Annotated in this window: 35 protein-coding genes; 34 read left to right on the top strand and 1 reads right to left on the bottom strand. The window is 42.0% G+C overall.

The features are described 5' to 3' along the window. Positions 1-12 precede the first annotated feature (12 nt). From ACN6NF_RS18585 to ACN6NF_RS18420, 34 genes are all read left to right on the top strand, one after another. Complete coding sequence (locus ACN6NF_RS18585) at positions 13-1056, top strand: major capsid protein (RefSeq protein WP_025720216.1); 1044 nt, start codon at positions 13-15, stop codon at positions 1054-1056. 46 nt (positions 1057-1102) lie between these two features. Beyond that, positions 1103-1417 (top strand): Rho termination factor N-terminal domain-containing protein, encoded by a 315-nt coding sequence (locus tag ACN6NF_RS18580; RefSeq protein ID WP_474318990.1) that lies wholly within the window; start codon positions 1103-1105, stop codon positions 1415-1417. Then, on the top strand, positions 1377-1751 hold the full coding sequence (locus tag ACN6NF_RS18575; protein ID WP_474319081.1) for a phage head-tail connector protein: 375 nt from the start codon (positions 1377-1379) through the stop codon (positions 1749-1751). The genes ACN6NF_RS18580 and ACN6NF_RS18575 overlap by 41 nt, the downstream gene beginning before the upstream one ends. A gap of 1 nt (position 1752) precedes the next feature. Next, a complete protein-coding gene (locus ACN6NF_RS18570) occupies positions 1753-2124 on the top strand; it encodes an ABC transporter ATP-binding protein (RefSeq protein WP_474318989.1) in 372 nt (123 codons plus the stop codon). Then, a complete protein-coding gene (locus ACN6NF_RS18565) occupies positions 2121-2519 on the top strand; it encodes an HK97 gp10 family phage protein (protein WP_474318988.1) in 399 nt (132 codons plus the stop codon). The genes ACN6NF_RS18570 and ACN6NF_RS18565 overlap by 4 nt, the downstream gene beginning before the upstream one ends. Before the next feature lie 4 nt (positions 2520-2523). Continuing rightward, a complete protein-coding gene (locus ACN6NF_RS18560; RefSeq protein ID WP_474318987.1) occupies positions 2524-2949 on the top strand; it encodes a phage tail terminator family protein in 426 nt (141 codons plus the stop codon). Then, positions 2942-3184, top strand: coding sequence for a hypothetical protein (locus ACN6NF_RS18555; protein ID WP_474318986.1), 243 nt, complete (start codon positions 2942-2944; stop codon positions 3182-3184). The genes ACN6NF_RS18560 and ACN6NF_RS18555 overlap by 8 nt, the downstream gene beginning before the upstream one ends. Continuing rightward, the gene (locus tag ACN6NF_RS18550; protein ID WP_474319080.1) at positions 3181-4506 is read left to right on the top strand and encodes a phage tail sheath family protein; all 1326 of its coding nucleotides are present in this window, start codon (positions 3181-3183) and stop codon (positions 4504-4506) included. Before ACN6NF_RS18555 ends, ACN6NF_RS18550 begins: the two co-directional genes overlap by 4 nt. Position 4507: 1 nt before the next feature. Further along, on the top strand, positions 4508-4975 hold the full coding sequence (locus ACN6NF_RS18545; RefSeq protein WP_226000891.1) for a phage tail tube protein: 468 nt from the start codon (positions 4508-4510) through the stop codon (positions 4973-4975). A gap of 26 nt (positions 4976-5001) precedes the next feature. Then, positions 5002-5427, top strand: a complete 426-nt coding sequence (locus ACN6NF_RS18540) for a phage tail assembly chaperone (RefSeq protein ID WP_474318985.1) — start codon at positions 5002-5004, stop codon at positions 5425-5427. Between the two features lie 234 nt (positions 5428-5661). Next, a complete protein-coding gene (locus tag ACN6NF_RS18535; RefSeq protein WP_474318984.1) occupies positions 5662-6015 on the top strand; it encodes a hypothetical protein in 354 nt (117 codons plus the stop codon). A gap of 57 nt (positions 6016-6072) precedes the next feature. Further along, positions 6073-8553, top strand: a complete 2481-nt coding sequence (locus ACN6NF_RS18530) for a phage tail family protein (protein WP_474318983.1) — start codon at positions 6073-6075, stop codon at positions 8551-8553. Between the two features lie 2 nt (positions 8554-8555). Then, a complete protein-coding gene (locus ACN6NF_RS18525) occupies positions 8556-9263 on the top strand; it encodes a LysM peptidoglycan-binding domain-containing protein (protein WP_474318982.1) in 708 nt (235 codons plus the stop codon). A 4-nt stretch (positions 9264-9267) separates the two neighbouring features. After that, entirely contained in the window at positions 9268-10266 is a 999-nt protein-coding gene (locus tag ACN6NF_RS18520) for an XkdQ/YqbQ family protein (RefSeq protein WP_474318981.1), read from the top strand. A 3-nt stretch (positions 10267-10269) separates the two neighbouring features. Next, the gene (locus ACN6NF_RS18515) at positions 10270-10629 is read left to right on the top strand and encodes a DUF2577 domain-containing protein (RefSeq protein ID WP_474318980.1); all 360 of its coding nucleotides are present in this window, start codon (positions 10270-10272) and stop codon (positions 10627-10629) included. Next, positions 10626-11033: a DUF2634 domain-containing protein gene (locus ACN6NF_RS18510; protein ID WP_474318979.1), complete on the top strand. Its 408-nt coding sequence runs from the start codon at positions 10626-10628 to the stop codon at positions 11031-11033. Before ACN6NF_RS18515 ends, ACN6NF_RS18510 begins: the two co-directional genes overlap by 4 nt. Next, a complete protein-coding gene (locus tag ACN6NF_RS18505) occupies positions 11026-12093 on the top strand; it encodes a baseplate J/gp47 family protein (RefSeq protein WP_474318978.1) in 1068 nt (355 codons plus the stop codon). The genes ACN6NF_RS18510 and ACN6NF_RS18505 overlap by 8 nt, the downstream gene beginning before the upstream one ends. Then, a complete protein-coding gene (locus ACN6NF_RS18500) occupies positions 12086-12634 on the top strand; it encodes a YmfQ family protein (RefSeq protein ID WP_474318977.1) in 549 nt (182 codons plus the stop codon). The genes ACN6NF_RS18505 and ACN6NF_RS18500 overlap by 8 nt, the downstream gene beginning before the upstream one ends. Beyond that, positions 12627-14627 (top strand): glycoside hydrolase family protein, encoded by a 2001-nt coding sequence (locus ACN6NF_RS18495; RefSeq protein WP_474318976.1) that lies wholly within the window; start codon positions 12627-12629, stop codon positions 14625-14627. The genes ACN6NF_RS18500 and ACN6NF_RS18495 overlap by 8 nt, the downstream gene beginning before the upstream one ends. A gap of 78 nt (positions 14628-14705) precedes the next feature. Continuing rightward, the gene (locus tag ACN6NF_RS18490) at positions 14706-15848 is read left to right on the top strand and encodes a hypothetical protein (RefSeq protein ID WP_474318975.1); all 1143 of its coding nucleotides are present in this window, start codon (positions 14706-14708) and stop codon (positions 15846-15848) included. A 39-nt stretch (positions 15849-15887) separates the two neighbouring features. Further along, entirely contained in the window at positions 15888-16859 is a 972-nt protein-coding gene (locus ACN6NF_RS18485) for an acetylxylan esterase (protein WP_474318974.1), read from the top strand. Positions 16860-16948: 89 nt separating this feature from the next. Then, positions 16949-17350: a hypothetical protein gene (locus ACN6NF_RS18480; protein ID WP_090887529.1), complete on the top strand. Its 402-nt coding sequence runs from the start codon at positions 16949-16951 to the stop codon at positions 17348-17350. Positions 17351-17353: 3 nt separating this feature from the next. Beyond that, a complete protein-coding gene (locus tag ACN6NF_RS18475) occupies positions 17354-18274 on the top strand; it encodes a peptidoglycan recognition protein family protein (protein WP_474318973.1) in 921 nt (306 codons plus the stop codon). 15 nt (positions 18275-18289) lie between these two features. After that, positions 18290-18844, top strand: coding sequence for a phage holin, LLH family (locus tag ACN6NF_RS18470; RefSeq protein WP_474318972.1), 555 nt, complete (start codon positions 18290-18292; stop codon positions 18842-18844). A gap of 429 nt (positions 18845-19273) precedes the next feature. Then, on the top strand, positions 19274-19447 hold the full coding sequence (locus ACN6NF_RS18465; protein WP_474318971.1) for a hypothetical protein: 174 nt from the start codon (positions 19274-19276) through the stop codon (positions 19445-19447). Next, positions 19447-20058 (top strand): hypothetical protein, encoded by a 612-nt coding sequence (locus ACN6NF_RS18460; protein WP_474318970.1) that lies wholly within the window; start codon positions 19447-19449, stop codon positions 20056-20058. The genes ACN6NF_RS18465 and ACN6NF_RS18460 overlap by 1 nt, the downstream gene beginning before the upstream one ends. A 390-nt stretch (positions 20059-20448) precedes the next feature. Further along, positions 20449-21774 carry a hypothetical protein gene (locus tag ACN6NF_RS18455; RefSeq protein ID WP_474318969.1) on the top strand — a complete coding sequence of 442 codons (1326 nt, stop codon included), beginning with the start codon at positions 20449-20451 and terminating at the stop codon, positions 21772-21774. Further along, the gene (locus ACN6NF_RS18450) at positions 21767-21955 is read left to right on the top strand and encodes a hypothetical protein (RefSeq protein WP_474318968.1); all 189 of its coding nucleotides are present in this window, start codon (positions 21767-21769) and stop codon (positions 21953-21955) included. Before ACN6NF_RS18455 ends, ACN6NF_RS18450 begins: the two co-directional genes overlap by 8 nt. 74 nt (positions 21956-22029) lie before the next feature. Further along, complete coding sequence (locus ACN6NF_RS18445; RefSeq protein ID WP_474318967.1) at positions 22030-22482, top strand: NucA/NucB deoxyribonuclease domain-containing protein; 453 nt, start codon at positions 22030-22032, stop codon at positions 22480-22482. Positions 22483-22655: 173 nt separating this feature from the next. After that, complete coding sequence (locus ACN6NF_RS18440) at positions 22656-23366, top strand: C39 family peptidase (RefSeq protein ID WP_474318966.1); 711 nt, start codon at positions 22656-22658, stop codon at positions 23364-23366. 114 nt (positions 23367-23480) lie between these two features. Next, the gene (locus ACN6NF_RS18435; RefSeq protein WP_474318965.1) at positions 23481-23936 is read left to right on the top strand and encodes a hypothetical protein; all 456 of its coding nucleotides are present in this window, start codon (positions 23481-23483) and stop codon (positions 23934-23936) included. Positions 23937-24196: 260 nt separating this feature from the next. Then, positions 24197-24421: a hypothetical protein gene (locus tag ACN6NF_RS18430; protein ID WP_474318964.1), complete on the top strand. Its 225-nt coding sequence runs from the start codon at positions 24197-24199 to the stop codon at positions 24419-24421. Between the two features lie 99 nt (positions 24422-24520). Next, entirely contained in the window at positions 24521-25012 is a 492-nt protein-coding gene (locus ACN6NF_RS18425) for a hypothetical protein (protein WP_474318963.1), read from the top strand. A 185-nt stretch (positions 25013-25197) separates the two neighbouring features. After that, positions 25198-25623: a NucA/NucB deoxyribonuclease domain-containing protein gene (locus ACN6NF_RS18420; RefSeq protein WP_474318962.1), complete on the top strand. Its 426-nt coding sequence runs from the start codon at positions 25198-25200 to the stop codon at positions 25621-25623. A gap of 417 nt (positions 25624-26040) precedes the next feature. On the opposite strand, the gene ACN6NF_RS18415 is transcribed toward ACN6NF_RS18420, so the two are convergent. Next, positions 26041-26406 (bottom strand): type II toxin-antitoxin system HicB family antitoxin, encoded by a 366-nt coding sequence (locus tag ACN6NF_RS18415; RefSeq protein ID WP_474318961.1) that lies wholly within the window; start codon positions 26404-26406, stop codon positions 26041-26043. Positions 26407-26437 lie beyond the last annotated feature (31 nt).

Raw genomic sequence — 26437 nt, 5'->3', positions numbered from 1 at the left:
ACAGGTGAAGACATGCCAACTATTTTTGATCTTGTAACAGCCGAGAATATTACTACCTACTATCAGGAGACAGCATCGAACGCAATTCCTTACTTGGGAGCGACATTGTTCCCAGCGAAAAAGCAACAAGGGCTAGACTTGAAATGGATTAAAGGGGCGGGAGGCTTGCCAGTATCCCTTCAACCATCTGCATTTGATGCCAAAGCCACATTGAGAGACCGAATTGGCTTTGAAGAAATCAAAACCGAAATGCCGTTTTTCCGTGAAGGTATGAACATTGATGAAACAGAGCGTCAAGAGTTATTGAGACTCTTAGCGTCTCCTAATGCAGCATACTATCAAACGCTCATACAAAAGATTTACGATGATAGAAAAACGCTGATTGATGGTGCTACAGTGGTGCCTGAACGAATGATCATGCAATTACTTTCTTTGGGTCGGATCGACATTGTGGCCAATCGCCAGCAATACAAATACGATTACAAAATGTCTGATGAGCACAAAACCACACTTACGGCGGATGCAAAATGGAGTAATCCTGATGCTCCGATCATTCAAGACATCAAAACGTGGCAGGATTTAGTCGAGGATGACACTGGTGTACGTCCTGAGAATGCTATTTGCACACGGAAAACGTGGAATTACATTTTGAATAATAAAACTATTCGGTTGGATATGAATCCTGTAGGTGGTCAGAACATCATTATGACCGACTCCATGATGAAACAATACCTATTCAGCAAGTTGGGTCTTACTGTAGCTGTATACAACAAAAAGTTTGCTTTACAAGATGGCACAACAGGACTCTTCTACCCTGATGATTACTTTACCCTTATCCCTGCTAACACACTGGGCAATACGTGGTATGGTACTACACCTGAGGAAGCGGATTTGATGAGTGGCGGTACGGACGCTCAGGTACAGATCGTCAATACAGGCGTGGCGGTAACAACCTACAAAGAGCCGCATCCAGTAAACGTCAACACGATCGTATCTGAAATCGTAATGCCTTCGTTTGAACAAATGAATAACATCTTTATCGCTAAAGTTAACTAAGGGGAGACAATCGTCTCTCCTATTTATTTTGGGAGGAGTGAGTAGAGTGAAAGTGACTCTTACAAATAGTGCAAAGTACGGCGGTGAATTCCACATCAAGGGGCAGGAAATTGAGGTAGCTCCAAAGCATGTGCCGGGGTTGATCGCTGACAAAGTTATTAGCCCTGATACGGAAGTGCCTGAAGAACCCGTCGAAACGGATGTCAACAAAATGAATCTAGCTCAACTGAAGGATCACGCCGAACAAAACTCCATTGACCTTGCTGGCGCAACTAAAAAGGAAGACGTACTCGCAGCCATTCTGAAAGCGGGTGAAGGCAATGGAACCGAACCGCAGGGAAGCGCTGCTGACCAAGCTTAAAATCCTACTTGGCATCCCAGTTACTGATACGAGTAAGGATGTGCAACTTGGTTTTTCCTTGGATTTCACCATTGACGGCATCAAAAACTACTGCAACATATCCGACATACCGGAGCAACTAGAAAATACAATGTTGCTGATCACCAAGGACTATTACCTCAATCAGTTCGTTGCTCCGGCCGCAGCTGGTGAAGGTGAAAAGAACGTCCAGAGCATCAAGCGCGGTGACGTGCAATTCACATTCTTTGCGGATGCAAAGCAAGGCGTTGAGGGTACCGCCTTTATTAAGGCATATGGCGCACAGCTTAACGCATTCCGCAGATTGAGGTGGTAGCATGCAATTGGGCAATTCAGCAACAGAACGCAGACTGCTTGAAATGACCTATACGGGAGTTTGTCGGGTAGAGGGACAGATAACCTACAAAGACCCAGTAACAGGCACTGAGCGACCGCGCAAAGGTGTTATATTCGACAACCAGCCGTGTGCATTGTCTCAGGCATCCTTGCCAAGCGCGGCCCAAACGGACACGAACAATGATGTCGCATATGACGGCAAGCTGTTTATTGCGCCTGATATCGTTATTCCGTCTGGAAGCCGTATCTTTGTTACACAGGACGGCATGAGCTATGAATTTCAGCAATCGGGCGAGCCCTTCATTTATCCAACACATCAGGAGATCAAGATGAAGCGGGTTGGTAAGGCATGAGTTTTGCTGAGTTTGATTTTAGTGAGTTTGAGCAGCTAGGCAAGAGCCTGCGAAAGATGCAAGCCGACTATCCTCGCTTTGTAGAGGACTGCATACGCGAGCTTGCCAGCAGGCTTTTAGCTAAAACGGTGGCGAGGACTCCCGTAGATACGGGAATGCTCCGGCGTAACTGGCAGCTTGGTCCTGTAGAACGTGTAGGAGGCGGCTACAGCATTGAATTGTTTAACCCGGTTGAATATGCCCCTTATGTGGAATATGGACACCGCACAAGGCTGCACACCGGATGGGTGGAGGGACGGTTTATGCTGACAATTTCCGAAAGGGAACTTGAAAGAGAATTGCCTGCACTCATGGATCGCAAGCTGAAACGATTTATGGAAGACCACCTGAGGTGATGCAATGGAAGATGTTAAAAACGGAATATTGAAGTACCTGAGCACCTTTCGAACGGGTGTCCCAGTGTACGATGAGCGAATCGAGCAGGGTTTCAAGGAACCGTGCTTTTTTGTGTTGCTCATAAACGGCTCACAAGACCGCGAACTTGGGCGACGTTACATGAGAGTGGGCAACTATGACATTCACTATTTCCCAGACCCAGACAATCCAGAGAAGCGCCGAGAATGCGAGGCCGTGGCTGATCGGCTATATGAGGAATTGGAATACATCCAGTGGGAAGGCAGCCTGTACAGGGCGATTGGCTTAAAACACCAAATTGTCGATGATGTGCTGCATTTCTTCCTGGACATTAACGTTCACCTTATGAAACCAAAGGGACCAGAAACAAAAATGAGGACTTTAAAACAGGAGGCTGGTATACGTGGCTGATAACCAAGAAACAGAAACCGAGACAACGCCTGCGGCAGCGCCTACGAAGAAAGAGGCGGCACAATCCACAGCTTCGGTAGAACCCCGTTTTGCCAAAGAACAATTTCAAGAATCACAGCAGTTCACGCAGATTGAAAAAGATACACTGAACGTCCTTCTAGAGGATGACCAGGATTACACCATCGGTGAAGCTAAACGAGTTCTCGCTGAATGGTTGAAGAAGGAGGTTAAATAATGGCCGGCACTTGGGTTACACAGAACAAGGATCTACCTGGCGTATATACCAACGTTATATCTGAGCCTAAACCACTAGGCACGTTAAGCGATCGTGGTACCGTTACCCTGCCATTGACATTAAGTTGGGGACCAGCAAAACAAATCATTACTATCGATGCTGGTGATGATATTTCAAAAGCGTTGGGATATGACATTACACACGCGAGTCTCCTGTTGGTTAAGGAGGCTCTTAAACGCGCTAAAACGCTGCTTGTGTACCGATTAAACGAAGGGACAAAGGCTACGGTCACAAGCGGCAATCTTGTCGCTACGGCGAAGTATGGCGGCGTGAGAGGTAACGATATTTCAATCGTTATTCAGGCCGATATAGATACACCGTCTAGCTTCAACGTTCGCACCCTGGTTGAGGGCCGAGAGGTAAACACACAAAAGGTTGCTAACATTGACGGGCTGGTTGCGAACGAGTGGGTTAGCTTTAAGGCGACAGCTACAGATAAGACGTTGGCAGCTACGGCCGGGGCTCCGCTGACTGGCGGGGCTGATGGCACTGTAACCAACGCTGATCATTCCGATTATATGGCAGCCATTGAGACTCAAGTGTTTAACACCGTGGGTCTGCCTTATGATGATGCCACCCTTAAGCCTCTTTATGCCACCTACATCAAACGCCTGCGTGATGATGAGGGGAAATATGTACAGTTGGTTGTTCCAAACTATGATGCAGCTGATTATGAAGGTGTAATCAATGTGCCAAATGGTGTTATTTTGTCCGATGGCACAGTGATTGATAAAACAAAGGCCGTAGCATGGGTTGCGGCTGCAACAGCGGCGGCAAACGTTAACCAGTCATTGACTTACGCTGACTACGACGATGCTGTGGATGTTGACGTTAGGTTCACCAACCGAGAAGCTATTGCAGCAGTTCAAAAAGGGCAATTCTTCTTCATTTTTAAAGACGGCAAGGCTAAGGTGCAGCAGGACATCAACACTTTCCGCAGTTTCACGCCTACCAAAAATAAAGATTTCCGGAAGAATCGTGTACTTCGTACATTGGATGGTATTGGAACTGACTTGCAGAGAGTTTACGAAGGCTCATATATCGGCAAGGTGGATAATAATGCCGATGGACGGAATCTTTTTAAGAAAGAAGCCATTTCAATTTTTGAACTCAATCAAAGCATAAACGCAATCGAGGATTTTAATAGCCAAACAGACGTAACGGTAGTAGCCGGTACCGACAAAGATGCGATTTACGCCGAATACTTTGTTAAGCCTGTGGACAGCATCGAAAAAATCTATCAGAAAGTGCGGGTGAGATAATATGGCGTACTTAAAAGCTGGAGATACGATCTCTGGTCAAGAGGGACGAGCCTTTGCCACGATTAACGGCAACGTAGAAGAAATGTTTTACATTAAAACCCTTGAGGCTAAAGCAGAGAAAGAAAAAACCGATGTCAAAACCCTTGGTAAGCGGGGTACACAGCACAAAGCCAATGGCTGGAGCGGTTCGGGCAGTATGACAATCTACTATACAACAACGAGATTCCGACAGTTGATGTTAGATTACATCAAGACAGGTAAGGACACTTACTTTGACATCATGATTGTAAACGAAGACCCTTCCTCTTCGATTGGAAAACAAACTGTAGTTTTGAAAAGCGTGAACCTGGATAGTGTGATCATGGCCAAAGTCGATACCGACTCCGAAGTTCTGGACGAGGATATCGACTTTACTTTTGATGACGTGGATGTACCTGATAGCTTCAATGCCCCTACATTGGGAGCCTAATTTTAACTAAAAGGAGATTAATATAAATGAGCGACTTGACTTTGTTTTATGCACAAAACGTGGATTCTGAAATTACTGAAGATGTGGCAATTTCTCCACGATTCAAGGATAAAGAGGGCAAGCCTGTAAAGTGGGTTATTCGTAGTATCCCGGAAACTGAAAACTCTGTACTTCGCAAGGAGTCAACAAAGAAAGTGAAAGGTAAGAATGGTATCTACTCCAATGAATTTGATTCAGAGGCATACTTGTCCAAAATGGTAGTAGCGGCAGTTGTTTACCCGAATTTGAAAGATGTGGAATTACAAAAATCGTATGGTGTTCTGGGTGCTGAATCACTCATTAAGAAGATGTTACTATCCGGTGAGTATTCTACTTTGCTGGATAAAGTGCAGTCTCTGAGCGGTTACGATCGAGATATGAACGAATTGGTTGAAGAAGTAAAAAACTCATAAAGGAGGATAGCGGGGAAGCTAACTATGCCTACTATGCCCTCCATGAACTCCATATCCTACCGCATGATCTTATGGCAATGAGTCAGCGTGAACGTGCAGCTATTTACGCTATGATCTCTTATAGAATAGACCAAGAGAAGGCGGCACAAAAGAAAGCTAAGAAAAAATAATAGACGTTCCCTGAATGGCTTGGTAGAATGATGGTAAAATCTACCCATTCAGGGAGGGTCATTTGTGAAAAAAGTCCTGACTTTATTTTTATTGATTATTTCATTAACGATTGTATCTGCTTGTTCTTCTGCTAAGGAAGAAGCGGCTACTCCTACTCTTGATGATTATGTAAAAGCTTATACTGACGCAGGGGCCATTGAGCGTGGGAAACTCCAATTTGAAAACGGGAGAGCTTCAAACGGCAAAATACTATATCTTGATAACAGTCCTATACAGATAATGGAGTATGATACGCCTGAGGATGCTAAAAAGGCCCAAGAAGAAATATTTTTTCTCAAAAAGTATTCATTAAAGGGCAACATACTGTTAAACACCAATAACAAAGAAGCAAAAAAAATCTTTGATGAACTGAAATAATTCGGTTGAGAAAGGCGCCTATAAAGGCGTCTTTTTTTATGCCAGAAAGGAGAAATGATGGCAACAGTATCGGCAAGTCTCCAGCTATTTGATAATTTCTCGCAACGGCTGAATGCTGTAAATCAAGCAGTAGAGAATGCAACACGGCATATGGAACGTTTGCAAGCAATTGCACGAAATAATATACGAATCAGCGCAGATGGTAGTAACGCTATTCAACAATTAAACGCAGTACAACGCGCCTTGCAAACCATTAATGACAGGATATTGATCCACGTTGACGCTGCGAATGCTTTCCGAGAGCTTGAAGTCGTTAAGAACCACATTCGACAGATGGGTTCGGGGTCTGTCGTAAGTATAATCATAAATTCAGCGGACGTATTAAGAGAAGTATCACTAATACGCGACCGCATTAGGACGATGTTTACTAGGTCGGTCGTAGACATAACATTGAATGCTGGGGATGTGATTAGCCAGGCAAGACGTATACGACAAGAAATCGAAAGCCAATTACGCCATATACATGCCCGTATACAGGTCGAATTACCGATAGCTCTGCAAGCGATGTTCGGAAACTTACAGATGCTTGTATTAAGGCTAATTAGAGTAGTACGGCAATTACGGACTACTAGCGGAGCCAATGCTGCTGAACTCCAAAACGCTTTACAGCGGATAGCAGATTTAGAAAGAAAAATAGCCCAATTGCAAGAGCAAATAAACGGAAGCTTGAGAAGAGGCGAAGGAGCTTCATCTGGTTTGCTGGCTAACCTAAAAGGTATGGCAGCAGCCTACTTATCAATGCAAGGGCTTAAAGAATTGTTTAGCGCTACGGTGGGCGGCGCGATGGAGCAGCAGAAAATGCAGGATATGTTTGTTGCTCGTACCGGTCAGGAAGACGTGGGTAAAGCTATGTTTGAACGATTCAAGAAAAATGCGTTGGCGGCTGGGCAAGATGTAAATGAATCTCTTCAAGCCAGCCTATCGTTTTTCTCAGCTACGCAAAACGTTGACCAACTGGATAAACTGAATAACCTTGCTCAGCGATTGAATGCCTTCGATAGTGCCGGGAATGGTATGGAAGGAGCTGCCTTCGCCCTTAAGGAAGCATTGAGCGGCGACATTGTTTCTCTGGCTGAACGTTTTAACATGGGTAAATCCGACATTAGAGCATCCGGCATCGTGGACTTTGCTAAAAAAGGCGATATTGACGGTTTTATCAAAGGTTTTGACAAGTTGTTGGAATCTCAAAAGATGGGGCAAAAAGCGTTTGATACTATGCTGGCAAGTCCGGCCAAACAGTTAGAGATCATGAAGAACAATGTAAGATCCATGTTTGCAGATGCTGGTGGCGCTGCTACTAAGTCACTTCTACCAATGATCCAAATGCTAAACAATGCCTTTCAACAAGGTAAGTTCGACGCTTTCTTTGCTAATTTGAGCCAAGGATTAGATTGGGTTGTACAAAATGCGATTAAAGTTTTTAATGTTATATCTCAAGTATACGGCTTCATCTCTAGTAATTGGCAGAACATACTTCCTATTGTTAAAGGAGTTGCAGCAGCATTTATCGCTTGGAACCTTGCAATGAAGGGTGTAGCAGTTACCCAAGGGATTATAGCTTTTGCTACAGGAAGTAGTACAGCCATGATCTTTGCCCAAACGTTAGTTACTCGTGGGCTCTCTGCAGCATGGGCAACTTTAAACGCAACAATGAAAGCAAACGTGTTTATTGCGATCTTGACAGTGTTGGTTGCACTAGTGACATGGATGTATGAAGTTTATACGACTAACGACATGGTAGCGGCGGCAATATTACTAAAGTGGAATGAGGTATTGAACTTTTTTGATCAAGTTCCAATCTTCTTTGTTAAAGTTGGCGTGGGTATTGCTCAAGCGTTTTTGGATGCAAAAGCTAGTGTTATGCAAACAATGCAAGACATGGCCAATGGTGTGATAGACAAAGTGAATGACATGATTAGTGCTCTAAACAGCACAGGAATGACGGATATCAATTTTGTTAGTCAAACTCGGTTTGCAGATGATTCCAAGATATCTGCTGATAAATTTCGGAACGATTCTGCAGCTAAGATTGCAGCAATGGAATCCAAGGCAGCCGCTAAAGCCAGAAAGCGCCAAGATGACACCATGGACTATATCCGTAAACGTGATATGGATCGGAGAAAACAAAAAGCTGCTGCTAATCCTAAGGCAGACAAGCCTTTTGACTTCACTAAATGGAACGCGGCAGCTGACGCAGCTAAAAAAGCTAATGCCGGAAATGACAAGAAGAAAAACGTTGGCAAGGTAGATAAAGTCGGCAAGATCGAGGACAAGGTTGATATTTCCTCTGAAGATTTGAAGGTCATGCGGGATATCGCAGAAATGAAGTCTATACAGAACTTCGTGACTCTTACGCCTACAGTGCAAGTCAAGACAGGCGACATTAACAATGGGGCTGATGTAGATACGATCATCAAAAAGATTGGTGATCATCTGGAAGAACAGTTTGTTTCAACAGCACAGGGGGTGTACACATAACAATGGAACACGCCATACTACTAAGCTACAACAACGGGGAAGAAGCATTTCGTATCCCGGTCAATCCGCCAGAAATGAGTATTAAAGAAGCTGGAGACGGTTCCACATTTAAAATCGTGGACGGGGGCGAGATCAATGCGATTCAGTCACGGAAACTTACGGAGATATCCTTCGATAGCTTTTTCCCTGGACAAGCGTACCCATTCGTCAACACCGATGAATTACGTCCAATACCTGAATATATAGCTTTAATAGACAAGTGGATGGACACTAAGCGGCCCATCCGCTTTATTTATTCTGCGATCAGTTTTGATCCAGGCGCGCAGAAGAGTCCGCAGGAAATTGCTATAAATATGCCAGTCACGATTGAGGAGTTTGAGTGGAAACCTGTGGCTGGTACTTCGGACATTGAATACACGATATCTTTCAAAAAGTACGTGTTTTACAATGCGGTGCAGGCCAAGGTGAAGCAAACCACAACTAAGGCAGGCGCAAAAAAGACCATGACCACAAAGTCGAAAGCCAAGCGGCCTAATGAGAAGGTTAAACCTAAGTCGGTCAAGGTCAAGGCAGGCGATACGCTTTGGATTATCGCTAAAAAGAACTTGGGTGATGGGTCTCGTTACAAAGAAATTCAAACACTCAATAAGATTACAAATGCACAGGCCAAACAGCTAAAGGTTGGGCAAGTGCTAAGACTGCCGGGGTGATGGCATGGATATATTCATAGACAATCGAGATGGTAACGTGTGGCAAGTGTCTGGGGAGTCGATGGCCGGCAAAGAGAATGCGGCCGGGTTGGTTTCTGAGCTCACATGGAAGACTGAGCGCACCGGTAGCCCTGGTAGCGTAGATATCACGCTAGTCCGTGATGGGATCTACCAGAACAAAAAGTTCAAGGTCCAGAATGGAGATATCGTCCGGATTACCAAAGGAAAGTACAAGATATTTTACGGCTATGTCTTTAGCGTTGAGCAATCTGAGAAATCCGACATGAAGATCACAGCCTATGACCAAATCCGCTACCTGAATGCGAATGATACCTATGTTTTTAAAAACCTGACGGCCGGGGCCGTAATTAAGCGGATCGCTGAAGACTTTAAACTCAAAACCGGAATGATAGCCGACACGGGATATAAGATCCCGGCCATGGTGGAGGACAATCAAAAGCTATTGGACATCATCTACAAGGCTATAGACCAAACACTAATGTCAACCGGGACAATCTATGTATTCTACGACGACTTTGGCGCTCTAGCCCTTAAACGGGCCGCTGATATGCTTGTATCTGTATCCGTGGGTGATGGCAGCCTGATGACCGGATACGCGCTTAAACGGTCCATAGACAGCGAGACGTACAATTACGTCAAACTGGTGCGGGATAATAAAGAGAGCGGTAAACGAGACGCTTACGTTTACCAGGACAGCAACAATATCAAAAAGTGGGGGAAACTCCAGCTGTACGACAAGGTAGACGAAAAAATGAATGCTGCACAGATTAAGCAAAAGGCGCAAAACTTGCTCACCTTACACAATAGGGAAAGCAAAAGCTTGAGTATAGATGCTATGGGGGATTTAAGTATCCGGGCAGGTTGTTATGTGCCTGTCTTTATTGATGATTTAAAAGTGAGCCAAGTTTATTTGGTAGATTCATGTACACATAAATTTTCTGGGCTTGAGCACACGATGAGCCTAGAACTGAAGGTGATCTAACTAATGATTAAACAACTGCGGGATATAGCCTTAGGCAGTATAGAAGCATCCAAACCAAGCGAAAGCATGATAGGACAGGTGACAGGAGTAGATCCACTTGAAATTACTGTTGATCAACGGCTGGTGTTGGACGCAGATTTATTACTTGTCACGGAGCGTGTAAAGCGGTATGTGGTTAGTCTTACACACAGTCATGTATACAAAGACGAGACTCCAACGGAAACGGCTACGAAGACCACTCAAACCGCTCTGCCGGATGTGCTGGTAATCCGTGAAGGGTTGAAAATGGGGGATGCAGTTATCTTGCAACGCATGAAAGGCGGTCAAGAATTTGTCGTCATGGATAAGTTGGTGAAACCATGATACCAGAGGGCGGTAGCATCGTAGACGAGGAAATTGAAGAGGAAGAAATGCCCACCAAGACATATGCCTTAGACTTCACGAATGGACGTGCACGCGGCATTGTGGACGGTCTGGAGGCTATGCGGCAAGTGGTGTATAAGATACTACAGACATTACGTTATGAAAATCTAATATATTCCGATGATTACGGAGCTGAGATAGACCGGCTGCAAGGGCAGAGCCGGTTATTTGTGCAGACTGAGCTTAAGCGATTAGTGCGTGAGGCTTTGCTGGCGGATGACCGGATTACGGATGTGCGAGATTTTCAATTCACCTTCACAGGATCGGATGTACTGGCAGAATTCGAAGTCGTGACTACGCAAGGCAATTTCATGAACGAAACGGGGGTGAGCGGCATTGTATGAGGCTCAAACATTTGAAACCATCTTAGAGCGCATGCTAGCTCGTATACCGGACAGCATGGATAAACGGGAGGGCAGTGTTATATATGATGCGTTGGCCCCAGCTGCTTCCGAATTGGCGCAAATGTACGTGGAATTGGATACGAATATAAGTCTGATATTCCCGAACGCCGAAAACGAGGAATATTTAGACTCGGCGGTGGCGTGGTCCGGTATAACTCGTAAAGAAGCTACCAAAGCACATTGGCGAGGGAAGTTTTACGACAGCCAGGGGGTTCTCATGGATGTGCCTATCGGTAGCCGCTACAGCATTGAGGACCTAAACTATGTCGTACTCAGTAAATTGGGTGTCGGCCAGTTTGTAGTGGAATGCGAAACGGCTGGCGTAATAGGTAATCAATTTTCGGGTTCGCTCTTGCCTATTGATTTTGTCGACGGGTTGGCCCGAGCGGAACTGGTCGATCTATTGGTATCAGGAGAGGACACAGAAACAGGGGAGGCTCTATATGATCGGTATCAAGACAGAATATCCAAGCCTATTACAAGCGCAAATAAGAACCAGTACGTCAACTGGGCGCGTGAAGTAACTGGAGTTGGAGACGCTAAAACTTTTGCTCTGTGGAATGGACCTGGTACCGTAAAAGTAGTCGTGCTAGATAATAACAAACGCGCTCCGTCTGCAGCAGTTGTGCAGGCTGTGCAAAATTATATCGATCCTACACAGGACGGACACGGTGAAGGCGCTGCGCCTATTGGCCCGGTTGTCACAGTTGTCGGAGCGACTGAGGTTGCTATTAATGTAAATGTTCGCGTTGAACTAGCAAGAGATGCAACCGTAGCTGATGTAACAGAACAATTAAAAGTCAGCATCGCGAAGTACCTAGAAGGTTTGGCTTTCTCGGATACAGACTTTTTAGTACGGATAACGAGAATAGCAAACCTCATTTTGGATGTCCCGCAAGTGATTGATTACTTCGATCTAACTATTAACGGTTTAACCAGTAATGTTCAGGTTCCGCTAGATTCGGTTGCTGTACTTGGGACGGTGGAAGTACATGTCTAAGAAACTTATGTCCTATCTGCCTGACTATTACCAGGAGATCGAAGAGTTCGTGCAGATAATGGACGCTGAAGATATCGAGTTCGACAAGCTGGATGCCGCAATAGTGGATACATTTCGGCAGTTTCATCCAGAAACGGCCACTTGGGGAATTGCTTATTGGGAAAGAGATTTGAAAATAACTCCGCTCCCGTCTAAGCCGATTGAACAACGTCGCAGCGTAGTCATCTCTAAAATGCGTGGCAGTGGGAAAGTGTCAGCAAGCATGATAAAAAATGTGGCTGATAGCTATGATCGAGGCAAAGTGGATGTAATTGTATATCCGGCTGAATATCGGTTTGACATTAAATTTATTGGCACTTTAGGAGTGCCACCGAACTTGCAGGACCTAAAGGACGCAATAGAGGAAATAAAACCCGCGCATTTAGAAGTGCGATATAAGTTCCGGTATCTTGTCATACGTGAAATACACCATACGATGACCATTAATGCAATAAACAGCACTCCATTAAATAATTTTGCGGGAGGTGTGCCGATTGGCTAGTAATACACCTAAGCTAGGCTTATATATGAAGGACCCAGTAGCAGACGGTAACGATTTTTTCGATGTGAAAACGATGATGAATGACAACTGGGAGAAAATCGATAGTTTTGCTGGCTCAACAAAAGGAAATTTGGATAAGGTGACTAAATTTGTGGTGACGTCAGATATGTTTGGAGCCACTGGAAACAACACGGACCAAACACAGGCCATTCAAAATGCGCTTAATTATCTTGAGAGCGTGGGCGGCGGAAAACTTGTTCTCGGTGCAGGTACCTTCCTTCTGAGCCTAGCGAAAAGCGTTCATAGTAAAGCTTGTATCCTCATTCCAGCTGGAGTAACAATAGAAGGTTCTGGCATGGGTGTCACTATCTTAAAACGGCTGGAAAGTGAGCGTAATCAGGACGGAGTGTTGTTAGTTAATAAAGACTACGACACAAAAGGTGAATATAAAGCAGCCGGCAATATCACCTTGCGTAATTTCACGATTACTGATGGTGATGTTACTGCAACTCCTAGAACCTATGGGGATCTAATTGCACTGGGTCATGCGGATAATGTATTAATTGAGCGGGTTGGATCTTTAAATCATGATCAGCATTTTGTGGATGTTTGCGGTTCGAGGAATATCACCATTCGGGATTGCATGTGTAACAACTTACAAGACACCTATGGGAGTGCCACTATCCAAATTGACCGGGCGAAAAGCCTTGGCATTTGGGGCCTGTTGCTGGATGATACAAATCCAAGCAATGTGACTATTGAGGGGAATAATATCACTTCTATATCTGAACTGATACTACAACTTGGGCATGGAAAGTCTACTGTAGAGGACTTGAGTGTAGTAGACAATGTAATTGTTTGTGCAAGCACCGCAAAAGGACAGATCGCGATAGGAAATGATGAAGATACATCAATATCAACTGCAGATATTGAAGATAACAAGATTGAACTCAACAATATAAACAGTGCAGGAATCTACCTGGTTGGTGATCCAACAAACAAGTTTGAAAACATATCTATCTCCAGCAATATCGTAACGGGTAAGATGCGTGCAGCAATTTTTGTTGGCAGTTCTACGATGCCAAGCACATTTGCCGATTTCAAAAATGTTCTGGTATCGGAAAATACTATTGATATGGATATCAGAGACTCCACTAGCACTCATTACATTTCAGCCATCCGTGTAAGTAACGGCATTAGCGCTGCTATTTGTAACAATACCGTGCGCTTCGCCTGCCAAGGAGGTGGTTATGCAGAGGCTAAAATTATAAGGGCTGATAGCTTTAAGGACATTTTGATTAGCGCAAACCAAATTATAATGTCGGATTCCAATTCTCGAACAGACGCGCAGTTGTACGGAATCCAACTTGAAATGGATTCGGCTATTGCGAATAGTCTCTATTGCAAAGCAAAGATAATCTCAAATATGGTTCTGGGCACTGGGTACCGATGGGGTATTTCGGAGCGCGGAGGGGTTAATGTTTCAAACTTTTTACAAGCGGTGGTTTCACAAAATAATGTGTACGATGACGCACCAATGCAAGGGCATTACCATGAGTCCACGCCGTCGTTAGATGGGACCAATAACCTGCAGTTTGTAAACTTTGAATCTTTAGGTTTTGCGGCAACCGGTCCTGTATTGACAATTCAATCTGCAAAGACGTATACGTTTGTCTCGCCTATCAGAAAAAGCGGAATCACACAGACGGCATACACGACAAGTGGAACAATGTTTTTTAACCCGGTTTCGGCCACGGCATTTGGTACGGATACAGAGGGAATTGAGACGGCTTATTGGGTGGAGGGGGCGACCACCAAGTTTGTAGGCACAGTATTGAGCAAGTCTGTTACAGGGAATGATGCGAATGGGCGAGTTATTAACACACTGACAATCAACACTGGTAATGCTGGCTGTAACATGGCACTCAACTCAACCGACCATACGGGTGTAATTCGTACAAATGGATATTTAATGTTACGAATCGGAGTGTAAATTTACCAATAATATTGACTTTACTTCCCAATTATATGTAAGGTGTTTACATCTACTATAAGTTAGGAAGGTTGTTAGATGATGTGTAAGAAATTACTTATATTTTTATTCATGGTTGTTTGTATTTTAACTCTAGGAATTTCCTTTGCATCAGCAAGTGACTTTCGCATAAGTAATGTTTCTGGCACTAAGCATGGCATTTTGCACAAGGGTCGAAATTTTGTAATTAAAGCTGCAACGTTTGGTGCTACTGGTAATGGCACAGATCAGACCCGAGCTATACAGTCAGCTTTGAAATACCTAGAAAGGGTTGGAGGCGGTAAGCTTGTCCTTGGTAAAGGTACGTTTCTAGTAAGTCTTGCTAAAAGCGTTCATAGTAAAGCTTGTATCCTCATTCCGCCCGGAGTAACAATAGAAGGTTCTGGCATGCGTGCTACCATCCTCAAACGGATTAGTAGTGAACGGAAGGAAAACGGTATACTACTTGCTAATAAGGGTTACGACACAAAGGGCGAATACACAGCGGCGGGTAATATCGTGTTGCGAAATTTCACCATTACAGACGGTGATGTAACGGATAAACCGAGGACTTACGGAGACTTGATTGCGCTAGGACATGCGGATAATGTGCTTATTGAGCGCGTCCAATCGTTAAATCACGATCAACATTTCGTGGATATTTGCGGATCACGCAATGTCACCGTAAGAGATAACATCAGTAACAACCAACAAGATACTTACGGGACGGCCACAATTCAAGTTGATCGAGCCAAAAACCTAGGGATATGGGGGTTACTATTAGATGGAACTAATCCACAGAATGTCACTATAGAAAATAACAAAATCACTTCAATGTCCGAACTGGTGTTACAGCTTGGTCACGATCAATCAACTGTTGAAAATTTAAATGTAGTAAGAAATGTGATTACTGGTGCGAACACTGCCAAAGGACAGATAGCGATAGGAAAGGACGAGGACACATCAATATTGACCGCAAACATTAAAGATAATCAAATTAAGCTCAATAATGAAAAAAGTATTGGGATTAACCTGGTAACCGACACAGCTAATAGACTTGAAAACATTTCAATATCGGGAAATGTTATCACGGGCAAAATGCGAACAGCTACCTTTATAAATAGTGCTGTATCTACGGGTTTTGAGAACATTTTGTATTCACTTTACGTTGACTTGTCTTCTGCGATGAGGGTACTCTATTAATATCTATTAATAAATACCTTTTGGAAGGCGTTGACGATTTTGCGTAAAAAGATAAGTTTTTTGTTTGTGGCACTGGTCCTAATTATGACTACATCCTTCACTTACGCTAATAAGGTGACCAATGAGTCTACCACGTTTAAACAGAAACTTATATCTGTTTACGGCATTCATATGAATAGCGGAAAATTACCGGAGGCTCCGGAAATTATCTACGGAGAGCAGAAAAAGGTAGATGGACTAGATGTAAGAGATATAACTTTTTCTAGTTTTGATGGAGTAAAAGTACCTGGAGAAGTAATCTACCCGAAAGGGTTTAAAACGAGTAATAAGTATCCTACGGTCCTTGTATTTTCTGGACATGGGGAAATGGAAGAACTTATTTCAAAGCCAGAATCTTACCAACATGCTGGCGCTATGGGACTTGCTCAAGAGGGTTACCTCGTTTACACCATGGAGAATAGGGGCATGGGTAAGCTTGCAAAAATGGGCGATCACCTAGTCTTAGACGCGGTATCTCGCTTACATGGCGGTTCGTGGTATGGGGATATAACTACGGACGCTTTATATCTCAGCGCAGCGGTAAACAACGTCACTTACGTAGACCAAAAGAGAATTGGAACCGCTGGCGTATCTACTGGCGGAGCACTGAGTATGTTGGTTGCTGCTATAGATGACCGGGTTAGCGCTGCGTATGTACAGGGTTATCTCGGCACCTACGCAAAAACGTTCACAGACGGTACGCACGATATCTGTAACAACATTAGCGGGATTCTTAATATCGGCGAGATGTGGGATGTCGGCAATTTAATCGCTCCGCGCAGCGCATTATATGTTAATGGTGAGATGGACCATTTCCACTATGCAGATGCTCAGGTTTCATATGCAAAGATAAAGGAGCATTACAAAAAATTAGGTGTTGAAAAAAATGTGAATTTACTATCTCCGCAAGGGGTTACACATGAATTTTCCACTCAAGTTGCTGCGGATTTTTTCGATAAGCATTTTAAATAGGTTTTAACGACACGTCTTAAAAGGCGTGTTTTTTTATGCCCTCAGATTGGTTGAGGGCTTATTTTATAGAGAGAGATGGGGGAAAGGTCATGAATGAAACGGGGGATATCTTCAAAGGAGGGGAAGGGGATGTAGTGCCGATCCAAAGGCTTGAAGATGTGGAAAAAGGTTTGTCTGCACTGGGAGATGAATTTGCTAGGCTCGCAGCAGAAAGTAGAACGATGCAACTAAAACTCAACTATCTAGATGAAAGCCGAAGCCGCCACGAAGAAGATGTAAAGCAAATCAAGCAGTCTGCTGCAGAAATGAAAATTCAATTCAACGAAATTATGCGCCGGTGGGATACCTTGGATGCACGTATGTTCCAGTTACTTCAGCAAAGCCAAGAAGATGAAAAGGCAGGGCAAAAAAGTTGGATGGACTTCACTAAATTCGTTCTAGGCGGCACGATCATTGCTATTGTCGCATTTATCTTTAGAGGGGGATTGTGATAATTGTTTAATCCAAATAAATACACAATAGAACGGCGCTACATAAACAAGCGCCATAACGTAAGACCGGGTACTCGCATAACAAGCGGGAATCCGGTCTTTTTAGTTGCACACGACACGGGTAATCCAGGAGCGTCAGCGGACAACCATTTTACCTATTTTCAAAATCTAAAAGACCGGTCCGCATCTGCCCAGGTCTTTGTGGATGATAAGAAGATCCTTGAGATTATTCCAACTGGAACCGGATCGGATGCGGCCGAGAAAGCATGGCATGTCTTGTACAACGTCACCACGGACAATGAACTGTATGGCGACGATGCGAACGACATAGCTTTGGGTGTGGAATTGTGCTTTGGCGGCAAGATCGACACGCTGGAGGCTTACAAACGTTTTGTATGGTATCTGGCCTACTGCTGCAATAAATGGGGGATTAATCCACGTACACACATCCCATCGCACAAGCAACTGGACCCAACCCGTAAGAGAGACGTAGACCAAGCCCTTGCGACGATTGGCAAGACACTCAAGGAATTGATCTGTGATGTGGAAATGGAGCTTAAAGGAGCTTCTGCGGCTCCTACTGCGCTGGACTTTACGCCGTTACCTGTGTATATCGCTCAGTCACTTATTGATAACTATGTATCTCCAGCTTGGTTCGCTTCTCAAAAGGCAGAGGACCAGGAAGGCAAGACACATTTTCATAACCTTGCGAACAACCTGCGGGCAGCAGCCGGCCTTAATGAAAAGAATCTGCCTCTTGCTGGAGCTGTGAAGCTGTTTAAATCCAATGCACAAGAAATCATTTTCCGCTGGCTCCAACCAGCTTGGTTCAAGGCTAAACAAGCGGGTGACAAGGAACAAATGCAACACTATAACAATCTGGCTAATTATCTGCGTTCTGCCGCAGGTTTGCCAAAACAATAATAGGGGGATTTATAAATGCAAAATGTAATCGAAACAATTCAACCAGCTATTAGTACCATTGTTACAGCCATTGTAGGCGTACTGGTGACCTTTGCCTTAGCGGGGATTAATACACTTAAGAATAAGGCTAATAATTGGTTAGATGCACGCACAACAGACGCACAGAGAGAGGTAATTCATAAAGTAGCAGGAGAAGCTTTCGCGCTTGCTCAAACTACGTTTAAAGATGCTGGCGGGGTTCGTAAGATGCAAGAGGCTTTACAGTATGCATCCTTGCGGCTGACGGAACAAGGTATTGTGGTATCGCCTACAGAGCTACAAGCAGCAATTGAGAAGGCATATCTGGAGTATAAGGCCAAAACAAAAGCGGTACTCGCTACTGAAGCACAGCCAAACGAGGAGGCAGCACAGGTAGCAGCTAAGGAAGCGGTATCGGGTCTGGCAGCTAAGGTAAATGAACTGTTGGCACAGGCTACGGCAGAGGTTACGGCAAGTGCTCTAGTCCACCCTGAACCAGAGCCTGTTTCTCCGCCAACTGAATCTGTCCAAACGTCTGCTTCTGTGGAATAAACTATAAGTAAATACCCTACTGGCTTCGGCTGGTGGGGCTTTTTTTAGTTTGTTGGTTGTTAAATAGACAGTAAATTCACCTATATATCTGTAGTGGTTATAGTAGTAATATTTAGATGCAACTAAAAACAGACTAAAAACGTACAATAATCATCAGGAAATTTACTACACTATGCATTAAACGTATTACAATGAATTTATAACATACGAACTATATATAAATCGAAGATACAATTTTCAAATTGACAGCATAACCATATATTGAGAATGGTTGTGCGCGTAATCAACATATAGTATTATATATTTTTTGTTCATAAAATATTCGATCAAAACCGTAAATTTTATTTACTTTTAGGGTACAAAAGTTATAATGAAGGTACATAAAGCAGGGGACGTTGCATATACTAAGCCGAAAGGAGGTCAACAGTAATGGCTACAAGCAGTATTACACAAAATATTGTTTTAAAAGATAAAAAAAACAGCCGACAGTTGATTTCTGCACTAGAGAATGCTGATAAAAAACGGAGCAATCAGGTGACTTTCTCAAAAGCTCACAGAGAAATCCGTGGTGATAAGATTAAGGAGATTTTTAAGACTCTTTAATGAAAGGTTTTGTCGAATTCCCTTTGCTTGATATGATTGAACAACTTGGAGAGGAGCATGTTAAAAAAATCCTCTCTGATTTTTCGTGTCCGAGAAACAAAGATGTTGAATATTTTCTGAAAAATCGAGCTATTGAATTCTCTAAACAAAAGATTACACAAACTCAGTTGGTTTTTTTACAGTACAAGCAGGAGATGAGATTTGTAGCGTATTATTCGCTTACAAATAAAACGATTTCCGTAAAAGACGAAGGTCTTTCTAAAAGTTTAAGGAAAAGAATAGCAAAGTTTGGTACGAGAGACACGGTGAATAAAGGGTTCTTTCTTCCCGCTCCATTGATTGCGCAGTTAGGTAAGAATTTTACGGATAACCTAAATGAGCAAATTTCGGGCGATGAGTTACTGAAGATGGCATTAGACAAAATAATCACTGTTCAACTTATATTAGGAGGGAAAGTTGTTTATATAGAATGTGAAGACGTCCCTCGACTACTGGAGTTTTACTCTCGAAATGGTTTTATAGAGTTTGGAAGAAGAGTTAAAGAATCGGAAGATGAAGGTAGAATTGCGGGAGACTATCTATTGCAATTATTAAAAGTTATAAATAAGTAGAAAATAAGCACTGTTTACCATAAGGCAAACGATGAGATGAGTTTAGACTTATCCCTCATGATATTACATAATAACTCAGGCTGAAATTTACTTATAATCCGAAAGCATCGGTGATACCCTACTGGCATACGCTGGCGGGGTATTTTTATGTTTTCTTAGTTGTTAAATCGGCTGAAAATTTGCCTATATTTTTAGTGATGAATAATACTTTGTAGTTAATCTATAACCCTAAAACATCCCATATCTCTACACAAAACCGATGCCATCACAAGATATTTACCATAAAATAAAGAAAAAATTAGATTATGTTGGAAGGAGTTGAGGGATATATGTCGTATTATCATACTTAAGAACCACTAAATATGTATGTTGAAGAGGGGCTTTTTGACTATGACTGCTGAAATAGGAATATTAAATAAGACAGCTGTAGCTCTGGCAGCAGATAGTGCAGTGACTATCACGAATAGAAGGGGAGAAAAAATCTATAACTACGCAAATAAATTATTTTATTTATCAAAATATCATCCTGTAGGCATAATGGTTTATGGTAATGCTGAATTATCTGGAGTTCCTTGGGAAACAATAATTAAAGTTTATCGTAAAGTTCTTGATGGCAAAGTATTTGATACTCTAGAAGAATATGCTAATGATTTTTTTGAATTTCTTCAACAAAAAGATAACTACTTATTCACAGAGAATACCGTCAATGCTGGAATGGAGAATATTGTAATGAATTTTCTCCGGAAAATAAGAAACCAATTAATTGAAAATATGCAAGTGAATTTTGACGAAATTGATGATATTGATGATGTTGATCCTGAAGAGATCCTGTCTTTTTGTGATTCATACATCTCGGAAAGATTCGATGAGTTCTCAAATTATAATTATTTAGAACATTTTTCACATAAAGATGTCATTAGAATTCTAGAAGAAAAAGATCAGTTAATTGAAGAACTCATAAATTGGGCTTTTGATGGAATCCCCCTTAGAGCAGAGGCGAAAGAAAGTCTGAGAATGATGACGGCATTATATTTTTGTAAAGATATATTTGTAAATGAATACTCAGGGATAGTAGTAGCTGGTTTTGGTGAATTAGATACATTTCCTTCCCTGTTCTCATATCTTGTTGAATGTAAAATAGGCGATAAACTAAAATTCAGATCAGATGAACAGAATAAAGTTGAAATTTGTGAAGATAGACAAGGAGCGGTTGTTCCTTTTGCTCAAGACGATATGGTAAAAACAATACTAAGTGGTGTGGACCAGGACTATGAAAATTTTTCTAAAAATCTTCTCTTGGAGTTGTTTAGTAATTATCCTCATGAATTGATGAATATCTTAGAGGAGAAGATGGATTTGCCTCAAGATGTAAAAGCTCAAATACTTAAAGAATTTGTTAAGATGAGTGCAGGGTTGTTTAATTCACATAAAGACGAAACCCAAAAATACTTATATTCAAACCATGTATTTCCGATATACAATACAATTGAGATATTGCCCAAGGAAGAACTTGCTTCCATTGCGGAGACCTTGGTTAATATAACTTCTTTTAAACGAAAGATAAGTGCTGCTGCAGAGACAGTTGGTGGACCGGTAGATGTCGCTTTGATCACAAAGGGTGATGGGTTCATATGGATTAAGAGAAAGCATTATTTTGATCCAAACCTTAATCAGCATTTTTTCAGCAATTACTTTAGGAGGGATTCAAATGATTAGTTTGATGACAAAAGAAAGGCAGGATTTCTCTCTCTCTTGGAAGAAGAAATTATTAGATAAAACAAATACAGACAAAAACGCCGCAATTAGCGATCCAAAACAGTTAGCTAAATTAATCGCAAAAAAATCAATTAAAGATGTGATCAAAAATACAGAAATACCAAAAATAAAAGATCAGTAAATATAAAGGCATTGGTGACACTCTGCTGGCTAAAGCTGGTGGGGTGTTTTTACGTTTAAGGGGGAGGAATACATATGTTTAGATGGATATTTACCGTGTTGATAACAGTCCTATTAGCTGGATGCAGTGTACAACAAGACGTTGTAAAGACCACTAAGAGCGACCATGTAGCCGTTCCAGTAACACAGGTATCGGCAGACATGGTTAAGCTGGAATTCCCGTCAGACCGTTATCCTGAAACGGCACAGCACATTAAAGAAGCTATTGCAGCCGGAAAGTCACCAGTATGCACCATAGACCGCGAAGGAGCCGAACATAACCGGGATTTGTCATTGAAAGGTGTACCCACCAAGAAGGGCAAGGACCGCGATGAATGGCCTATGGCTATGTGTTCCGAAGGTGGAGAGGGTGCAGACATTAAGTACATAAGTCCAAAGGATAATCGTGGAGCTGGATCGTGGGCGTGGGTAGGGCATAAGCTGGATGAATATAAAGATGGAACGAAAGTTGAATTTTTCGTTAAATAGCAAAAGCTCAGCTAACCTGATTGGTTGGCAGAGCTTTTTTCATTGATCAGTTTGAATTTAGGTTAGATGTAAATAGATTATAGTGTTGTGTGAAATCAATCACAGTTGAATCACGAAATGTTCTATATTATGGAAATGTATTGAATATAATACCAAATAAATGGAGGATCAAAATGTTTAAAAAAATTATGATTCCCGCTTTGCTTGGTTCTGTTGTTGTAGGTTTACTTCCTGAAAACGCTGCCTTTGCTGATCAGGTAACCACTGTTACGGAGTCTACTTATTCCACTCAATCTACTACTCCAGATATTACTCAAGTTATTACCCCAAGTATTATTGGAATGAAAAGAATTTCAGACGTGCCCGACTTCGATTGGGGAAGAGGATGTACCATATCATCGGCAGCTATGATTATCAAGTATTGGGAGAGTCATGGATATCCATTATTAATTGACCGTGGCGTATCAGATGATGAACTACAAGATATTTTGGCAGATAAATATTTCCATCCTGACAAAGATGGCGGCGTGCCCTTCGTACGAGCAGTAAATGCCTTTGCTAGATATTTAGATGATGTAGGGTATATATATTCATTTGGGGGCTATGGTTTTGCCACAAACTCTGCACAAGAAAAAGCTTGGAATCTGATAACAGAGGAAATTAATGCAGGTAGACCTCTTTGGCTAACAATGAAAAGATACCAAGATGATAGAAGATCAATAGAAGGCGGACATGCTCTAGTTATTGTTGGTTATAAGCAAAATGCCTCTGGCCAGGAAAGAAAACTCATACTTCATACAACCTGGAAAGAAGGGAATGTTAATTATGAATGGAGACCCTCAGATTTTGATGCAGTTTATAGACTAAAAATGGGAAGCAAATAATAATAAATAATCTACAAAATATCAATAATTGTAAACCAAGCGCGTCTCAAATCTTAATATGATATGTAATAAAATAGAATCTGATTCTTTATAATGACGAAAGGTGGAATAAACATGAAAATAAGAAAGGTATTATCAGTCCTTTTTGCTGCGACATTGACATTGACATTGTCGCAAAGTGCTTTCGCAATATCTGGTCAGAATGACACTAGAGAAACAGCCTTAAATGTACAAAGTAGTAACTTTAATTTTGGATCATATCTGGACAAAAATGATGTAGATTGGTTTAAAGTAGTAAATACTTCGAGCAAAGAAATGGGGGCAATTGCCACTTTAAAAAGTCAACAATATATCAATTATGATATAGTTGCTTACTTTCCTGATAAAGGTGAAGAAGAGGTACTTGAAGCTCAAGACAATGGACAAGGGAAGAAAGATGTCTGTGGCACTAGTGGCCTGCTCCCTGGGGATGTGATCTATTTTAAAGTTGTAGGTCATGATGGGGCTTGGGGTGGTAACGGGAAAGGACTCGGTTATACCTTGAATATTAAGAGGGATTTTGATCGTTGAAAATTGATTTCTGTTTGAAAAGCACCTATATAGGTGCTTTTCTTCTGCTCATTATATAGCCTAGTAAATCATTAATTAAGCATACACATGTTATGATCTACGTAAAGATGGGATGACCACCGGCCGGAATTGCCAGCAGGAATTTACTATAGAGTACACATTCTGAGGCTGTTAAGAATAATGTTCGGTAATATGGAAAAGCCGTTACAGATTACCTACAACGAAGAATATCTCATAATACCTATTCTGAGGTGATCAGCATGAACCATACATATAAAGTGTTAAAGTCAGATATAGAACTATTTGCAGCTGCAATAAGCCAGGTGAGAGTATATGTTGTTCAGCCATTAGGTGAGGATTTGATAGATATCGTGGACTACGGCGGACCGGTCGAAAAATACACACCGGAGTCGATCAAGATTAACGCATCTTATTTCTTCCGTAATCAGTTTGAATTTAGAGTAGATGTGAAAAAGGATTCCTAATCGAAATGTGTTTTTTTTATGTCAGACAAAGCTCCCCTTACTTAGACATTCATTAAGTTTATATTTATAGATGAAGATACTATAGAGGAGGACTAAAAAATGAACATGAAATCGGGAAGGAAATCTATCTTATGTTTTTCCACAGCCGCTCTTTTGTTTTCGGCCTTAGCACCTTTGTCCGCTTTTGCAGATGGAACAACTGTCACATCTGATACTTACAACCAATCTCTAAGTCAAACGCTAGCATTATCTAATTTAGTAATTTTTAAAGAAGACTCACTATACACTGATGCGTATATTTCTGTAAAATCGGTGAAGTTTTCAATTGGTGGTTTAGAACATCCTTTTAAACTTGAAAACTATAAAAGAGTATCTTGGACAATGGATGAGAACGAGCCTAATGTAGAAAATGTATTGAGTACTAAAGTTGCACCAAAAACAGGAACTTTGCATGAAGCTAAAACCTCTGAGCGTCTTGATCGTATAAAAGAAAAATTTAATAAAAAAGATGGTATTATATATGGGTGGGTTCAACTGGCAGGTGAAGATACTTGGCATGAAGCAGGATCTGTAAAAATAACATTTCAATGAAAATGCTTTAAGGCCGTAGATATACAACTGTAGATATCTTTTTTCTTACATCATTGTTCCTATTTCGTGTGAGACTCATACCATAATAATCGTATGAGTCTTTTTTGCTTTGCGACAAGCTATGCGATACTTCGACATGACTCTCCAATTAGTATAAAGAAGGCTAAATATTATGGAGGTGTCATATGATAAAAGGGATCGCAAAAGGATTAATCGTATTTTTATTAGTTGCTATTTTTTCCGTTCAAGGTGTCTATGCTGAACCGGCAGCAATCAACCAACAAGCAGCTGGGTATACGTTGGAGTTCCCAAGTTCACGTTACCCTGAAACCGGGACACACATAAGGGATGCTATTGCAAACGGACATTCTGCTGTATGTACCATTGATCGAGATGGGGCAGAGGAGAATAGAAAGGAGTCTCTTAAGGGTTATCCGACTAAAAAAGGATATGACCGGGATGAATGGCCAATGGCAATGTGTGCTGAAGGGGGCGCAGGTGCGGACATTCGATACATAACCCCTAGTGATAACCGGGGAGCAGGCTCGTGGGTAAGTCATCAGTTAGATAAGTATGCTGATGGAACTAAGGTGAGGTTTATTGTTAAATAGTAAAAAGCTCTGCTAACCTTAATTGGTCGGCAGAGCTTTTTAATGTTATCATTTCATGGAACTTTTTCGCCGATATTCTCTATATATCTCCGTTAGTCCTAAGACTTCTTCCATCGTCAGGTTATTACGAAGGTGATTCAGAGCTTCGGCGATGTACAACGCTACCACCATTTGTTTTTGGCCATCAGTGCGTGGCCGTTCCTCTTGTAATTTATCTTGTATGTTCGTTCCTGCGATGTATTCCCATAAATTTTTCTAATTCCATTCATGGCTATTCCTCTCTTTTACGGATCAATTTAACCACTACTGTTATCAACCCTGCTAACGCAGCAGCACTAACCAACATGGTAATAATCACAAACCAAATTGCCTTTACCATAAGTTTACCTCCTAGAATAGAGGAGTCTCAAACATACGTTACTTACTCAGTTTATATAGGCAATACTGGTTCAGGGAAACATTTTCGGCTGCAGCTCGTTCGGATAACTGGCGGTGTAGACTTTTGGGAACACGAAGGTTAAACTTACCGCTGTATTCGTTTTCTCCTGGTGGCTCTGGAATAGGATCGCCGTACTCAAGCTTCACAGACAAGTAACCTTCCATGGCTCCTCTAACGCTCTCGTATGCTTCTGCGAACGTGTCCCCGTCACTTTGACAACCATCTAATTCCGCTACAGTAGCGAAGAAGTATTGGCCGCTTTCGTCATTCATTGGTCTGATTTGGATTGTATACGGAAGCGCCATGTAATACGCTAAATCTTTATGCTGATTATTATTTGCCATTATATATCGGCTAGGATATATTGAGGATTAA

The organism is Paenibacillus sp. TSM33, assembly GCF_056099025.1.
This window is presented reverse-complemented; position numbering and strand designations above follow the sequence as displayed.